Origin of the sequence: Paenibacillus filicis (assembly GCF_038070315.1) — a bacterium.
GTDB lineage: Bacteria > Bacillota > Bacilli > Paenibacillales > NBRC-103111 > Paenibacillus_G > Paenibacillus_G filicis.
This window is the reverse complement of the sequence record NZ_JBBPCC010000009.1, coordinates 131,625-146,770: the sequence shown is the minus strand read 5'-3', so window position 1 is coordinate 146,770 and position 15,146 is coordinate 131,625. Positions and strand designations below refer to the sequence as shown.

Sequence of the window (15,146 nt, the reverse complement as noted above, 5' to 3'; positions counted from 1 at the left end):
TAGTTGTATCGTAACAGATATTACAGGTATTTTACCACGAAGCGAGGAGAGATGTGCGATGAAAGTAGCCGTCGTCGGATGTGGCGGGATGGGACGCGTGCATGCGCTGGCCTATGCGGCCATGCCGGATGTGGAGCTGACAGGCGTATGCGATACGCAGAGCGGTCTATCGTGTGAGTTGGCAGAACAGACGGGTACGCCTGCCTTCGACTCCTGGGCTCGTCTTGTAGCGGAAGCGGATTTCGATGTCGTCAGCCTGACCTTGCCGAGCCATCTGCACCGTGAGTTTGTGAAGAAGGCCGCCGATGTGGGCAAGCACATCATCTGTGAGAAACCGATCGCTTTATCTACAGACGACGCCTCCTGGATGATCCGGTACTGCGAGGAGCGAGGCGTCCGCCTCTTCATCGGTCACGTGGTCCGCTTCTTCCCTGATTACCGGCATATGCAGCGCCAGGTCGCAGAGGGCAGACTAGGCCGGATCGGCACCCTGCATGCCAAGCGAATGGGCGAGCATCCCGGCGAGGCGAAGCCTTGGTTCAAGGATACGGCCCGAAGCGGCGGCGTGATCACTGATCTGATGATTCACGACATAGACTTTGTCCGTTGGACGCTGGGTGAGGTGCGGTCCGTCTATGCGCTAGAGCACACTTCGGAGCGGCTCGATTATGCGGCCGTCACCCTGATCACGGAAAGCGGCGCTGTCGCTAATCTGGAAGCCTGCTGGGGCTATCCCGCCCCCTTCTACACGGCAGTCGAGATCGCCGGCAGCGAGGGCGTTGTCCGTGCGGATAGCCGCAAGACCCATTCGCTGCACATTCGCAAGTCTACCCAACCGGCAAGCGGCGAATCCTTTACCGAGGCCAAGTATAGCCCTCTGTACAAAGAAGTGTACGAACGCGAGCTCCATCACTTCATCGCCTGCCTGCAGGACGGCTCCGAGCCTGACGTGACAGCCTTCGATGCGCTGAAGGCGCTCGAAATCGCAGAAGCTGCGCTGGAATCGATCCGAACGGGTAAAGCTGTCCTTCTCCATCCTACAACCGCCGAGAGCAAGGGGGAATCCTTATGAAATCTTTAAAGGTTGGCCTCATCAGCTTCGCTCATGGGCATGCGTTCTCTTACCTGAGATCCTTGGCGGCCTTGCCCGAGGTGGAAATCGTCGGCATCGCTCATGAAGATCCGGTGCGCGTGGAGGAGGCGGTCCGGCAATACGGCGTCCCTTACTTTGCCGACTATAAGCAGCTCTTGGCGTCTGACGCTGATGCCATCGTCATCTGCTCGGAGAACGTACATCATGCGGCTTTGACGCTGGAGGCCGCCCGCGCCGGCAAGCATGTCCTATGTGAAAAACCGCTGGGTACAACTGTAGCCGAGATGCAGGAGATGATCGCCGTATGCCGGAGCAGCGGCGTGCAGTTGATGACCGCCTTCCCGTGCCGCTACATCACGGCTGTCGCCCGCGCCAAGGAGGCCGTGGACCGGGGCGAGATCGGCCGGATCGTCGCTATCAAGGGAACCAACCGGGGAACGGCCCCCGGAGGCTGGTTTGTCGATCCCGTCCAATCCGGAGGCGGTGCGCTGCTCGATCATACGGTCCATGTGATGGACCTGATGCACTGGTTTACCGGCGCCCGCGTCACCGAGGTGTACGCCTATGCCGCCACCCGCTTCCATGAGCAGCTGGAAGTCGAGGATACGGGCATGATTCATGTGAAATATGACAATGGCGCCTTCGGCGTGCTGGATACGAGCTGGTCCCGGCCCAAGGCATTCCCGGCCTGGGGCGATGTCACCATGGAAATCATCGGCACCGAAGGGGCGATTTCCATCGACAGCTTCGCTCAGATGAACGAGCTGTATGTGAATGATCTGGGCAAGGGGGTCTGGAGCGGATGGGGCGATTCCATGGACGAATATATGATCAAGGACTTCGTACAGGCGCTGCTAAGCGGGACACCGGTACCCATCAATGGTGAAGACGGTCTGCGCTCCGCTGAGGTTGCGCTCGCCGGCTACGAGTCCGCAAGGCTCGGACAGCCGGTTGCCCTGGAGCGGAGCTACCGGGTATAAAGGTATTAATCCACTATAAAAGCGACGCGCGAGCCCTGGCTTGGCTTGTGTATTCCTTCATTTAACTGCAAAGCGGACCGGTCAGGATGAGCTTCAGAAGCTCTTTCCTGCCGGTCCGCGGTATTTTTATTCCACTGTTGCTGTAGAAATTCTGTGCCTATGTATGGACTACTTCTCTTTAAAAATCTCACTGAACGCAGCATACAGCTTAATGAAGTATCATGCCTTCTGCTAAATGAAATGACCGTAATAAATCACGAATTTCGCAGGCAAGACTCTCTTCCGTTAAAAACCACAACATCAATGTCTCGGCTTGTTCCAATTTCGCCAAGATAGTTAAACCCAAAAGTTCGTTTCTATAGTAAACATGATAATCTAACTTTACAGATTCTCGAATTTCTAGCCGTTCCATTGTATCAATTGCCAGTTGAATATCATACTGGCTGATGCCACTTTCTAATAAAGCGGTAATATTTTGAAACAAAGCACCTACTTCATCGACTTTAAGCTCTATAATGGCCATTTCGTCCGCTTCCAATGTCTCTGGGTCTCCAGGTAAGTTTTTAATGTTCCTCGTTAAACCACTCCATGCGAAATAAATTTTGGTTAAGAACGAACTAAACATGAATGTCCTCCCACCTCAAATCAATAAAGCTTTGCTCTAAGCTTGATGATACCTTGAATCAGTTGCCCACGATGCTTGGCACTCTTTATCCAGTCAGGCAGTCTGCTTGCTAGGCTTTGGTTTATGTATGGTATTCTCTCCCTGAGCGTAGCGCGAATATAACGTTCAAGAAAATCCAAATGCTTCTGATTATATGCCCATAACATTTTCCCGCGAACTGGTGCCTTCAACCACAGTTCAAAACCCTTGAACGTCGCTTCACTTCCAGGTCGCCTTGGAGGAGTCAGCGGCCCGCAGAACCTACATTGAAACCGATACGATTGCTCTTCTCGTTTGGAAGCAATGGCGTAGCTATTACAGTAAGGACATTGAATGAGAATATCTTCGCTCAAGAAGTCATACACTCGCTGACCGTCATCGACAAATCTGAGACTCACCCTGCATCCACTCCTTAAGACCGTTATTCTCCCAAACAAGAAAGCTCGGATAGAGACCTTTTTAGTTACACTCGTATTGGAGCGAATGCTTTTTGTTACGAGCAAATACCGGAGGAGAGGCGTCATCTAGGACACCTCCCCTTGCTCCTCACATTCTATTATAGGCTATGATTTACCTTACTTGGAACAAAATTATTATCAGTCTGTAGGTAGTTTTGAAGTCGATCCATTTACCCCGTTCCTACTCCCTTCACGACACATCAATGATGAAAAGACCGCCAGAACGAACCATTCGTCGCGATGAGCGGCATGATTTCCTTAAAAGGAATCCGGAAGGTCACGAACCCTGCCACATAAGGAGCGATGTCATAAGGATTAAAGTAAATATGAAGCGCGTCCTCCGTTACATAGAAAGGCTGATCCGGCGCAATCCCCTTGTAGGTGTCCGGGAAAACGTAATCATACTGCGGATCTTCCTTAATCTGTCTGCCGATGATATCGCTCAGCACCTTCACATAATCGCTGCCCGGCTTGAACAAGTCCTTCAACGCATAGAATGCTCCAGTCGTCAGATCCACATGGGCATAGATACGGGTAGGCATTCCGTGTGCGGCTCCAAACGGATAGTTATAGCCCTCCAGCTTCAGTGAAAGCAGCTGCCCCCGGTAGAAACCTACCTCGAAGTCGCCCGTATAGCTGGATTCCAGCTGCCCTGTGCCTACTGGCTTCACCTGGGAAAGATCCTTCAGTTTGTCATTTACCGTGCGCTCCACTGCCTGATTCTTCATGCCCTCCACCCGCGGGTAGTACACCAGATAGTCCTTGTTAGGTTTATATTTTAATTCACTCACGCGGTAAGGAGGCGTCAGGTCAATGATGGTATTCGGCCTCCACACCACGCGTCCTGAGTGGTCCAAATAAAAGATGCGCAGATCGACATTGGCCTGGATCAACGCGCCCATCATCGTCAAGGTACCTGCGCCTTCGACTTCCGGCAGATGCGCAGCCCGTTTGCCCGAACGGTCCAGGAAGAAGGTCCGCCTGCCGTCACTGACAGATGCGACGCCTTTCTTGTAGTCGGCGACCTGGACATAGAGAGCCTGCGTCAGGAACTTGCCGTGGTCGTCAGCTATGGCATAGACCGAACCTATATACGGCTTCTCGGGGTCAAGGGCAAAGCCGACAGCATACCGTCGTTCCCCGAGATCCCTGACTTCATTATACGAAGGCTTCAGAATGGCCCGGCCTCTCCGGTCGATCAGCCCGTATTCATTCTTGTAGTCAGCCGCGGTATTGACGACAGCTCTGCCTTCGGAGAAGGGAAGCGCTACGGTATACTGAGGCTTTATGACAACTTGCCCGGCCTCGTCGATATAACCATAACGACCCTCCACCTCCTGGCGGAACGGCAGCAGACCGTCTCCCAGTCCCCCGACGAACGCATAAGGATAGGTGTGGAGCCGTTTACCGGACGTGTCGATGAGCGCGTAGAGGTTTTCTTGGACCTTCACGACGGCCTTCCCGTGCGAAAAATCCCCGGCCTCCAGGTATTGGAGAGGAATCACCACCTGCCCCGCCGTATTCAGATAGCCGTAATGCCCGGAGCCCGAATCGGAGACTACCGCCCGTCCTTCCCGGAATGTCCCGATGTAGCTATACGCGTGAGGAGTCAGTACCTGACCCGATTCGTCGATCACCTTAAACCCTTCCTTATCAATAACCGCTGCACGACCCTCGGAGAAATCCCCAATCGTGTCGAATAGGGGCTTAATCCGGTATTGGCCGCTGGTGTCGATCGCCCCCACGTGACCCCCGCTGCCGACCACGGCCAGACCATTGCTCTGAAAAGGCTGGGCATCCTCGAACTGCGGGCGAATGACCATCCTTCCCTCCGCGTTGATATACCCGAAGCGGGTACCATGAACTGTCCTTACAGCTGCGGGAAACAGCCCCACTGCCCGTAAGTCCGGGCCCGTCTCCCCGTCTTCCCCGGCATTCCGTCCAGCCTTGCCGATGGCGTCCCGGAGGGAATCCCTGTAAAAACCAGCGCTCGGATACTGCCGGACCAACCGTTCATAATAGCGGATCACCCTGCGGAAATAATACGGGTATACATCATAAGCAGGCACCAGGCGGCCTTGCTCATACCGGTATACCTCCACCGTATAGGCTTGCCCGGTGTCATGCGACCAGAGCGCCAGTTCGGCCACACCATCCTTGCCCCGCCCTCCGGGCATGTCTTGTGCCTCGGCATAGCTGAACGTCACCTCGCGCGGGGCCACGTCCTCGTAGCCGGTTCCGGTCCAGTCGTACAGCGCGAGGTCCGACCAGATGGCACCGACCTGCCAGCCGATCAGCAAGGACCTCCGGTCCGGGTGCGTGATCGGGGCAGCCTGCATCGTGCTCACCTCATAACCCCGGCCTTCCAAAACGGCAGCAGGCGTCCACAGCCTTCCATCATTGTGAAGCACCACAACATAGGCCCGGGAACCGAGCTTGAATGCTCCGGCAATCTCCGGCAGTCCATCCCCATCCAGATCTGCCGTTATAATCACCGGCCGCCCGCTTTCCTCATGCATCTGGACCACAGCCCCCTCGGGTGCGTGCTCTTGCACCAGCCGGATCAACCGCTGCTCCTCATCGGTCATCCTTCATCCCTCCCCCTATCAGTTGCTCCCTCCAGCATATGGGCGCATGCCCTGATCGGTGACCGGCTAAGAGGAGGGTGCTACAGGAAATAAGCAGCTTTTTTCCAATCTCGCTTTGTCCTCTCCACATCCAGTACCAAGGGGTATGTCTGATCAGCGTCAGATCACGGCACATCCGGGTATTACAGACATATAGTAGTCAAGGGTTACCTGCCCATGACAAGAGCTGATAAGGCTGGAGGCATAGATATGAGTTCAAGGCGCAATAGAGCCAGTTTATTTAAACGTTTGTTTCTGAATAATCAGTTTGTAGTGTTCTTATCGATTATACTGCTGGTTGGCTTGAACCTGCTTGTTTGGCATCATGTTCCGTTCGTCTTCACCCCGCTTGTCGTGCTGGTCCATACGACCCTGCCGCCATTGCTATTAACCGCTGCGGCCTATTATGTGCTCAATCCGCTGGTCGATTGGCTGGAGATGCGGCGCATCAAGCGCCTGCATGCCATCGCAGCCTTATATTTGCTCATCCTCTGCATGCTTACCCTGCTCATATCTACGGTCGTTCCTCTGATCCGCGAGCAGATCATGAGCCTGATCGGGAACTTTCCTGCTTACAGTGAGCAGGTCGAGCTGCAATTCGCCCAGCTGCTCGGCAGCCGTTTCTTCAGCCAGATGCAGCAGAGCCTCGGCGCAGGCTCGGTGGACTGGGCTTCGTCTCTCTCTGAGAAAGCTACTTCGCTGCTCAATATGGCTGGAGCCGGCATCGGCGGATTCATAGGTGCTCTGACCGAGACCGTGCTGACACTGGCTGCTGTGCCGTTTATTTTGTTTTATCTGCTAAAGGACGGACGCAAGCTGCCCCGTTATATCCTGCGCTTCGTCCCGACCCTGCTGCGCCGGTCCGGCTATACGATACTGGGCGAGATGAATGATAGGCTCAGCTCCTACATACGCGGACAGCTCATCGTAAGCTGCTGCATCGGTTTTCTGCTGTATGCCGGCTACCTGATCATCGGTCTGGACTACTCGCTCGTGCTGGCCGCCATCGCCGCCTGCACAAGTATCGTTCCCTATCTGGGCCCGATTATCGCGATTACACCCGCCCTGATCGTGGCGGCAGTTACCTCGCCAGCTATGCTGCTGAAGATGGCTGTCGTCTGGACGGTTGTGCAACTGATCGAGGGCAAATTCATTTCCCCTCAAATCATGGGCAAGTCGCTGCATATTCATCCCGTGACGATTATTTTCGTCATCCTGACCGCAGGCAATCTGTTCGGTATCATCGGTATCCTCCTCGCCGTTCCCGGCTATGCCGTGCTCAAGGTGTTAGCTTACCATGCCTTCAAGTGGGTTAAGGCTCATTCCGGGCTCTATGAAACCCGAAGAATACCCGCATCTTCTGCCCAAACCCAAACCTTACAGGACCCACCGGAATAGCATCGTGATCTATGGAACCTTGGCGATCCAGAATCTTGCAGCCGGATTGAAATTAATGGAAAACCGATGTCCAACCGATATTATTCTTAACCCCATGGAATAGATTGGGTAATTGCCATAATTTTAGATCATACGAAGGAAGGGTTTATCTATGAAACAAACAAGTTGGAGACGGTCCGCCACCGCCCTGGCTCTGAGCGGGATGCTGTTCTGCGGAGTATGGCCAGCCGTGGCCGCAGGGGCTGACAAGCCCGCAGCCAAGACCAAGGAAGCTCTGAATATGGATATCGGCGTATTGGTACAAGGCAGCGTGCTCGTCCCGCTGCGAGATCTGACGGATGTGCTGAGCGCCAAGCTGACCTGGGAAGCCGCTACCAAGTCGATTACCCTGGACAAGGACGGCTCGACCGTCAAGCTCACGATTGGCGACCATGACGTTCAGGTCAACGGAAAAGGAAAGACGCTGGAGACTGCTCCGCAAATTCTTGACGAAAAAACCTTCGTCCCGCTGCGCTTCGTCACCGAGGCATTCGGCGCTTCGGTGAGCTGGAATGCGGAGAAGAAGTACGCTGAAGTCGTGACGAAGGACAAGGAGCTGTATATCAGTACCCATCCTTACTACGAGTGGGAGGGAACCGGCTTTGTCTATGAAGGGGAGACGAAGAACGGCTTGCCTCACGGTCAAGGCCAAGCCGTACGTGGTACTTCGATCTATGGCGATATTTGGTACCAGGGCGCCTGGAACGAGGGCAAACCTACCGGTCTTCAAAAAAACTCATCTGCTTCGGAGGATTCCCCTCCAGCCGGCGCTCAGGGCTATCAGATCTATGTCAACGGCAGCTATCTCCAATCTGACTTTGCACCGATCGTGCGCAACAATGCGGTGCATGTTCCACTATGGAGCCTGCTCGGCAAGCTCAAGATCTCGGCGGAATCCGTGGACGGCATTCTCCGAATCAATCTGCCGCAGCGTATCCTGCTCATCCGTTCGGACAGCAGCCTGATGACTTATTACGGCCGTGGCATGGACGAGCATGGCGCACGCCTGGAGTATCCGCCGATTTCTGAGCAGGATGTCATCTATGTGCCGGTTGCCTTTCTTACGGAGTATATGGACATGAAAGCCGCTTGGGGCGACAATCATCGCATCGATCTGACCGCAGCCGATCTAAGCAAGGATGCCTCCTGGGGGAAGGACGCCGTGATTGCCAAAGGGATCAAGCAGCTTGCTCTGGACACTGGGGCCGAGAACATTTGGAAGGAATATCCGAAGCTATGGGCGGCTACTCTGCCGTACGCCGGCCATGATTTCTCCGGTCCACAATTTCATGAATTTGAGCCGCTGACTGTGATCAGCTACAACGGTGCCAAGGTCACCCTCAGCAATGGCAAGCAGGAGATCACCTATACGTTCTCCTCCCTCGATCAGCTTATCGATTCTTTCTATATTAGAGACCCGCTTAATGATTTTAACTGGTCCGAATCAATCAAGAGCCTGATTCGCGAGGGTAAGGTCAAAATCGGCATGACCCGGGAACAAGCGGAACTCGCCTGGGGCAAGCCGAATAAGATCAACGAGATGAAAACCGTGCTTGGCGTCTCGGAGCAATGGGTATACCGCGGACTTGGCATCGGCAATGACAGCTACTTGTATTTTACCAACGGCTTGCTCGAAACGATCCAGAAGTAGCTGCTGGCCTGGATTTCCCGGGCAGTCCGAAGTAGCCCACGGACTCTCTGTCGCAACTCCTTCCAAACACAAAAAGGCCGGTTCCCCTCCCATCAGGAGGCGAACCGGCCTTTCTATACCTATGGAGCTATACTTCGAGCGGCTTAGGCTCCTGCACCGCTTGTTGCATCCGTCGCCGTGCCGGAAGCAGGCGCTGGCGGCTGCTCCTTGCCCGTATGCTTCCGGTCGATGAACTGACGGATCGGCTCATCGAGTGAGTCTTTAATTTTACTGACAAGCTGATCCTTGTCGATGCCTTTATCCGCTGCAATTTCGGTGAGCGACTTCCCTTCCTTCAGGGCAGCGGACAACTCATCCTTGGTCAAGCCGAGCGCGGACGACAAGGCTTCCGGACTGCCGAACGGTCCAAAGCCGCCTCGGCCTCCACCTGGGAAGCCTCCTTTGCCTGGCTGACCGCCATGCCCTCCTCCCTTGCCATCGAACGAACCGCCGACTGCCGTAATTTCTTTTTGAATCCGCTCGGACAGTCCAGCTATCCGCTCATCGGCCTGAGCCTGCGTCAGCTTGCCCGCTGTGACCTGCTCCGTCAATTTCGTTTTTTCCGCATCCAGCAGCTTCTGCAGGAAGGCGTCTTCGCTCAGATTAGCCTTGTCCAGCGCAATTTGCGCCAGTGTCTTCTGCTGCTTAAGCTCGTCGCGGATCACCGAAGCTTCGACGCCAAGCACCGTTGCCGTTTGCTCCACGAGACCGCCTCCGCCGCGCTTGAAGTCGCCGCCAAACGGACCCCGGGCACCCTTTTCACCACCGTGGGTTCTAGGCGCTTTGCCTGCTGCCTGACTGTCTGCTGCTGGAGCGGAAGAATCCGTCGCCGCAAAGGCTTGTGAATAATAAACGCCGGCCCCTCCTGCCAATAGTCCGACTGCCAAGGTTCCTGTTGCGATCTTCTTCATCATGGGATTCATGTGTTCATTCTCCTTTGTGATTAGAATGGGTTTGGGCTGCTACAAGACCCATCATAAAGAAGAAATCTGAAACGAACATGAAGCTCCGCTGAGCGCAAACCAAAGGTTAGCTGAAAATTGGCTGAATATGCCTATTCGATCGTAAACGTGCGGACCTTCGTCTGGAGCGTCTGAGCTAGCTCACTCAAGCCGGACGCCGATGTGGCGATCTGCTCCATAGAAGCGAGCTGCTCCTCGGTAGCTGCAGCGGCCTGCCGGGTATGCTCCGAGATGTCCCGCGAGATGCGGGACACTTCTTCGACGGCCGCAAGCACCTGCTCCGAACCCGCCGATACTTCCTCGGAGGAAGCCGACACCTCTTGAATCTGATGCACCGCGCTACGCATCGCTTCGCGAATCTCCGTGAATGCTTCCCCTGCCTCGTTAACGGCCTGACTCCCCGTCCGGACCTCCTGCACGCTCACGTCGACTGCCTCGACGATCTTGCCCGTGCTGTCCCGGATCAGGCGGATAATGTGCTCTACCCGGCCTGCCGATTCCTTAGTTTGAGCAGCCAAGTTCTTCACTTCCTCGGCAACCACAGCAAAGCCCTTGCCATGCTCTCCCGCTCTGGCCGCTTCAATAGATGCATTCAAGGCCAGCAAGTTCGTTTGCTGCGAGATGTCTGCGATCAGTCCTACGATCTGCCCGATCTGCTTGGAGTGGGCATCGAGCTCGGAGGCTTGCCCGGAGGCGCTTTGTACCGTCTCCAGGATGCTGTCCATCCGATCAATCGTCAGCTGCAGGGCGGTGTGCCCTCCGTCGACACGACTCATCGCATGAGCGGCCATATCGGCTACATCCGCGGATGACTCCGCAATCCGCTGCAGACCGGAGGCCATCTCCTGCATCGCAGTCGCGCATTCGTCCGCGCTGGCCGCCTGCATGCCGCTGCCTGCTGCAATCGTGCGAATCGCGCCTGCCATGCCGCTGGCCGACTCCGCCGACTGGCCGGAGCTGGCGGTAAGCTGCTCCGAGCTGGCTGCCGTATGCTCCACGGAATCCTGAATTTGACGGATCAAGCCTCGAAGCTCCTCCCCCATCCGCCCGAAAGATAAAGCCAGCTCTCCGAGTTCATCCTTATTGCTGACTGAGACACCTGTCGTTCTGAGGTCCCCGGAAGCAATGCGTCTGGCGGCTTGCGACAAAGCGACAATCGGCCTGGACAAATGCCTGGATATGTATGTGCCGAGTACAGCGGATACGACGATGGACAGAAGAATCGTGATGACCAGCAGCGTATTCGCTCCCTCAATTAGCTTGCTGTTAGCCGCCGCACCCTCGTCCATCAGCTTCTGCTGATCGTCGGCCAGTTTTTTGGCATCGCTGGCGATCTTGAGGCCGATCGGAAACGTATTCTGCGTGGCTATATCCTGACCCTGCTTGAGCGTCGAGGCCGCCATGACGGTTTTCGCCAGCTCCAGATAGGTCCCATTCAATTCGGATAGCTCGGCCAGTAAATCCTTATGATCCTGTAACTTGGCCAGCTCCATGGCCCGCGTGATGGATTCACTGGTTTCCGTATTCGATGCCACCGTCTTATTCTTGGAGGACTCGCTGCCCATCAGCAGATACTCCTTCAGGCTGCTGTTCTGCTCGATCGCCTTGACCTGGATATCCTTCATAAGAATGAGCAAGGATGCCCGCCGTCCGATCATGTCCTCATAGGAACCGACCACCCGGGCCAATGCCGTGTAAGCAATAATCCCCAGCACGATCAGAAAGATCAGAATCACACTGAAACTGCCGTACAACTTTTTACCTATGGTTAATTTCATGCTAGATAATCCCCCTACGCTTCATCCTGATCCTATTCATTCTTCCGTGCTCCCTCTAATCTTGAAGACAAGAAAACCTTCATCCCGGGGCGTTAGATAAGTTCACATTAGGCATTATGAACTATCTTTTATCATAACGTAATTTACATAAATTGCAATATAAATTTGATGTAAAGGGACACGTACAAGCGTGATCCATAAGCTTTCCCCCGTACCCTTGCTACAAATTATGTCAAGTGAATGTCTAGACTTTGGACTAGGAATGGGCTGGACTTCAGTTTGTTCAGACCATGTACGTGCGATGTTATACTACATCAGGACCTACATACTTTTCACAAAAGGAGCAACTCATTCATGAAAACCAGCTATGGCGGCACGCCTGCCATCGTTCCGAACAGGCTAAAATCCCCTGTTCGTTCTGCCCGTCGGGGACTTCTTGTCTTTTTCGCATTTCTTATCCCGCTCTCCATCCTTGGCTATGTGCTTGCCATGAAGATCGCTGATCTTGGTGTCTTGTTTCTGATGTGGACGCCTGGTCTAGCCTCCATCTTCACCCGCTTGCTGCTGCGCGAAGGAAAAGCCGATATCTCCCTGCTGATAGGCGGGCGGAAAACGCTCAGAACCCTGCCGTTTATTCTGCTGCTTCCTGTGATTATTGGTCTTGCGGCCTACGGTACAGCCTGGATCACAGGACTTGTGGAGGTTGTCACACCTGAAACTTCTCTTAAAGCTTCGCCTGTTATCGTATTTGTGGGACTCTTACTCATGCAGATGTTCGCCGGGACGGCGCTGGGCCTGATCGGCAGCGCTGGGGAGGAATTAGGCTGGCGGGGCTATATGCTTACCCGTCTGATCGACGCCCGTATCCCCTTCCCTATCCTGACAAGCGGAATCATCTGGGGAATCTGGCATCTTCCGATGATCCTTGCAGGGAATTATTATTCCGGTCCGTACCCTGTACTCTCCGTCGTTCTGTTTATGATCACAATCACCGCCTTCGGATGCATCATCGGACGATTGCGGTTATCTACAGGCAGCGTATGGCCTGCCGTCCTGCTGCATGCAGCTTGGAATGCGATCATCCAGGACGTCTTCGACGCCTTCACCCAAGGGAAGAATGCGCTGCTGTGGACAGGAGAGTCGGGCATTCTGGTCGCTATTGTTGTGGTGGCAGCGGCACTCTTTATTTCCCGGAAGCCATTGCATGTAAAGACGCTGTAAGATTCGCGGCGCTTCCTCCGTCATCTGCCTGTGATATGCCGAAACTTGTACGCCTTAGCTGTTCATGCGGCCAAGCACCAAAAAGACCGTTCCCTGGAAACAGGAAACGGTCTGATTTTCGATGCACGATACTATACGTCCAGATAAACGGCCTTGCCTGTGCGGGAGGATTCATAGATCGCCTCGAGAATGAGGGAGACGACATAGGCTTGCTGAGGTGTCACGACCGGCTCCTTGTCCTCGTCGATCGCCTCGATCCAGCGTCTCATCTCCAGATCGGCATCCTTCTCGGCTTTACCGTCGTAGAAGGCTACGCCACCGGCTTTCAATTCCACTTCGCTCGTGTACAGACGGCTGTGCTTCTCGCCATTGATCCGCAGGCCGCCCTTCATATCCGCGCCGCCCTGGGTCCCGCTCAGCGTGCACTTCGCTTCGTCGACTTCCAGCGTATTGAGCGCCCAGCTCGACTCCAGTACGATGCTCGCGCCATCCTCCATCACGATCATACCGAACGCGGAATCCTCGACGGTGAACTTGGACGGATCCCAAGGCCCCCAGGCATTCGCCGCATTCTCAGTCTGACTGAGCTTGTGGTACGAGGTGCCGAGTACAACCTTCGGCTTGTAATTGTTCATCATCCACAGCGTCAAGTCCAGCGCATGCGTCCCAATATCGATCAGCGGACCTCCGCCCTGCTTCTCTTCATCCAGGAATACGCCCCATGTCGGAACGGCACGGCGGCGGATGGCATGAGCTTTGGCATAATAAATTTCGCCCAGCTCGCCTCCCTCGCACAGCTTCTTCAGATGCTGGCTGTCCGGACGGAAACGGTTGTTGTAGCCAACAGTGAGCTTCTTGCCCGTACGCTCAGCCGCTTCCAGCATCCGCTTAGCGTCAGCTGCCGTCTTGGCCATTGGTTTCTCGGACATGACGTGCTTGCCGGATTCCAGAGCGGCAATAGAGATCTCCGCGTGGGAGTCGTTCGGCGTACACACATGCACGATATCGATCGAGCTATCATTAAGCAGCTCGCGATAATCGGTGTAAACCGCTGCGCCCTCTGCTCCGTATTGGTCTTTTGCCTCTTGAGCGCGTTCTTCGACGATATCGCAGAAGGCAACCAGTTCGATATTGGACAGCTTGCTGAGGCTTGGCAGATGCTTGCCTTTGGCGATACCGCCGCAGCCTACGATGGCAATTCGGTAAATACGGGACATGTTGGTGTCCTCCTTATAGGGATATAGGTAAGTGAGCCGGAGTATTGCGCCCGCGGTATTGGGACGGCGTCATGCCGAACCGCTTGCGAAACACCGCGTGCAGATAATTGCCGTTGGCAAAGCCCTCCTGTATCGCGATCTTCTCTACGGGAAGATCGGATTCGTCCAGCCTTCGGCACACCGCTTCGAGCCGGACATCCTCAACGATGCCGCGGAAGGAGCTTCCCGGGTGATACATTTTAAGAATACGCTGCAGCTGCCGGGAACTGACATTGAGCTTATCGGCAACATCCTCGAGCGTCAGCGGGCTGGCATAGTTCGAGCGGATGTACTGCACGACGAACCGGTACCGGCTCGCATTGACATCGCGCTCCGGCAGCTCCAGCTGCAGCTTGCCGTCATCATAGGCACGTACCGTCCGCAGCATAATCTGCACGATGCATTGCTTGATGGTCGTGTAAGATCCCGAGTAGTTGTCGCAGCAAGCCCGGTAAGCCTCCAGAAAGAAGGGCATGGCCTGATGCACATCGAGTGTAGGCACGAGAGGAAGCGCTTGCAGCTTGCTGACACAGTCATCAGCTTCAGCCATTTCCCACCGGTCCATGCTGCAGACCTCACGGCCCTCTCCACCCCGGGCGATCCGGTCTATGATATCGATATGCAGACAAAGCTCCTCCATCGAATCGGCCGTATGTGCCTCCTGGTAATGCATCACGCCCGGGCCAGTTACATAGAGCATGCCTTCGCTCAGCTCATAGGGGCGGTCGACCATGACGACCTTGCCTGCGCCGCTCGGGATAAAGTGAAATTCGAACTCCGCATGCTTGTGAAAGCTGCAGGTCTTGCCCGAAGCAAACGTGGTCATATGAAACCGCAGCACGCGGATCTCATAGCGCCCCCAGCGTACGCGCAGATCCAGCCGCTCCAGAGCTTCTCTCCGCTCCATCATCACTTCGTACGGAAATCCGATCATATCATTCCTCCGCTTTCAGAGTCATACCGCCCGGGTCTGCTGAGAG

General features: G+C 54.9%; 11 protein-coding genes. 5 read left to right on the top strand and 6 right to left on the bottom strand.

Translation table 11 applies throughout. The features are described from left to right. Positions 1-58: 58 nt before the first annotated feature. Both WMW72_RS15500 and WMW72_RS15495 read left to right on the top strand, forming a co-directional pair. Positions 59-1,072 (top strand): Gfo/Idh/MocA family protein, encoded by a 1,014-nt coding sequence (locus WMW72_RS15500; RefSeq protein ID WP_341416410.1) that lies wholly within the window; start codon positions 59-61, stop codon positions 1,070-1,072. Beyond that, a complete protein-coding gene (locus tag WMW72_RS15495) occupies positions 1,069-2,073 on the top strand; it encodes a Gfo/Idh/MocA family protein (protein WP_341416409.1) in 1,005 nt (334 codons plus the stop codon). Before WMW72_RS15500 ends, WMW72_RS15495 begins: the two co-directional genes overlap by 4 nt. Positions 2,074-2,281: 208 nt before the next feature. Here the strand turns inward: WMW72_RS15495 and WMW72_RS15490 are convergent, their stop codons facing one another. Next, on the bottom strand, positions 2,282-2,698 hold the full coding sequence (locus WMW72_RS15490) for a hypothetical protein (protein WP_341416408.1): 417 nt from the start codon (positions 2,696-2,698) through the stop codon (positions 2,282-2,284). Between the two features lie 697 nt (positions 2,699-3,395). Then, a complete protein-coding gene (locus WMW72_RS15485) occupies positions 3,396-5,783 on the bottom strand; it encodes a WG repeat-containing protein (protein WP_341416407.1) in 2,388 nt (795 codons plus the stop codon). 249 nt (positions 5,784-6,032) lie between these two features. Here WMW72_RS15485 and WMW72_RS15480 point away from each other — a divergent pair, with 249 nt between their 5' ends. After that, a complete protein-coding gene (locus WMW72_RS15480; RefSeq protein ID WP_341416406.1) occupies positions 6,033-7,220 on the top strand; it encodes an AI-2E family transporter in 1,188 nt (395 codons plus the stop codon). Between the two features lie 151 nt (positions 7,221-7,371). Next, on the top strand, positions 7,372-8,910 hold the full coding sequence (locus tag WMW72_RS15475; protein WP_341416405.1) for a copper amine oxidase N-terminal domain-containing protein: 1,539 nt from the start codon (positions 7,372-7,374) through the stop codon (positions 8,908-8,910). Positions 8,911-9,053: 143 nt separating this feature from the next. Here the strand turns inward: WMW72_RS15475 and WMW72_RS15470 are convergent, their stop codons facing one another. Both WMW72_RS15470 and WMW72_RS15465 read right to left on the bottom strand, forming a co-directional pair. Further along, entirely contained in the window at positions 9,054-9,872 is an 819-nt protein-coding gene (locus tag WMW72_RS15470; RefSeq protein ID WP_341416404.1) for a hypothetical protein, read from the bottom strand. A gap of 131 nt (positions 9,873-10,003) precedes the next feature. Then, on the bottom strand, positions 10,004-11,689 hold the full coding sequence (locus WMW72_RS15465) for a methyl-accepting chemotaxis protein (protein WP_341416403.1): 1,686 nt from the start codon (positions 11,687-11,689) through the stop codon (positions 10,004-10,006). A 354-nt stretch (positions 11,690-12,043) separates the two neighbouring features. Between WMW72_RS15465 and WMW72_RS15460 the strand changes: the two genes are divergently transcribed. Then, positions 12,044-12,910 carry a CPBP family glutamic-type intramembrane protease gene (locus tag WMW72_RS15460; RefSeq protein ID WP_341416402.1) on the top strand — a complete coding sequence of 289 codons (867 nt, stop codon included), beginning with the start codon at positions 12,044-12,046 and terminating at the stop codon, positions 12,908-12,910. A gap of 131 nt (positions 12,911-13,041) precedes the next feature. Here the strand turns inward: WMW72_RS15460 and WMW72_RS15455 are convergent, their stop codons facing one another. Both WMW72_RS15455 and WMW72_RS15450 read right to left on the bottom strand, forming a co-directional pair. Beyond that, the gene (locus WMW72_RS15455) at positions 13,042-14,127 is read right to left on the bottom strand and encodes a Gfo/Idh/MocA family protein (protein WP_341416401.1); all 1,086 of its coding nucleotides are present in this window, start codon (positions 14,125-14,127) and stop codon (positions 13,042-13,044) included. Between the two features lie 13 nt (positions 14,128-14,140). Further along, positions 14,141-15,100 (bottom strand): helix-turn-helix domain-containing protein, encoded by a 960-nt coding sequence (locus tag WMW72_RS15450; protein WP_341416400.1) that lies wholly within the window; start codon positions 15,098-15,100, stop codon positions 14,141-14,143. Between the last annotated feature and the right edge of the window lie 46 nt (positions 15,101-15,146).

What these genes read in the sequence shown, in the direction of transcription:
- WMW72_RS15500 (WP_341416410.1), top strand. Translation starts at nt 59, where the DNA reads ATGAAAGTAGCCGTCGTCGGATGTGGCGGGATGGGACGCGTGCATGCG.
- WMW72_RS15495 (WP_341416409.1), top strand. Translation starts at nt 1,069, where the DNA reads ATGAAATCTTTAAAGGTTGGCCTCATCAGCTTCGCTCATGGGCATGCG.
- WMW72_RS15490 (WP_341416408.1), bottom strand. Translation starts at nt 2,698, where the DNA reads ATGTTTAGTTCGTTCTTAACCAAAATTTATTTCGCATGGAGTGGTTTA.
- WMW72_RS15485 (WP_341416407.1), bottom strand. Translation starts at nt 5,783, where the DNA reads ATGACCGATGAGGAGCAGCGGTTGATCCGGCTGGTGCAAGAGCACGCA.
- WMW72_RS15480 (WP_341416406.1), top strand. Translation starts at nt 6,033, where the DNA reads ATGAGTTCAAGGCGCAATAGAGCCAGTTTATTTAAACGTTTGTTTCTG.
- WMW72_RS15475 (WP_341416405.1), top strand. Translation starts at nt 7,372, where the DNA reads ATGAAACAAACAAGTTGGAGACGGTCCGCCACCGCCCTGGCTCTGAGC.
- WMW72_RS15470 (WP_341416404.1), bottom strand. Translation starts at nt 9,872, where the DNA reads ATGAATCCCATGATGAAGAAGATCGCAACAGGAACCTTGGCAGTCGGA.
- WMW72_RS15465 (WP_341416403.1), bottom strand. Translation starts at nt 11,689, where the DNA reads ATGAAATTAACCATAGGTAAAAAGTTGTACGGCAGTTTCAGTGTGATT.
- WMW72_RS15460 (WP_341416402.1), top strand. Translation starts at nt 12,044, where the DNA reads ATGAAAACCAGCTATGGCGGCACGCCTGCCATCGTTCCGAACAGGCTA.
- WMW72_RS15455 (WP_341416401.1), bottom strand. Translation starts at nt 14,127, where the DNA reads ATGTCCCGTATTTACCGAATTGCCATCGTAGGCTGCGGCGGTATCGCC.
- WMW72_RS15450 (WP_341416400.1), bottom strand. Translation starts at nt 15,100, where the DNA reads ATGATCGGATTTCCGTACGAAGTGATGATGGAGCGGAGAGAAGCTCTG.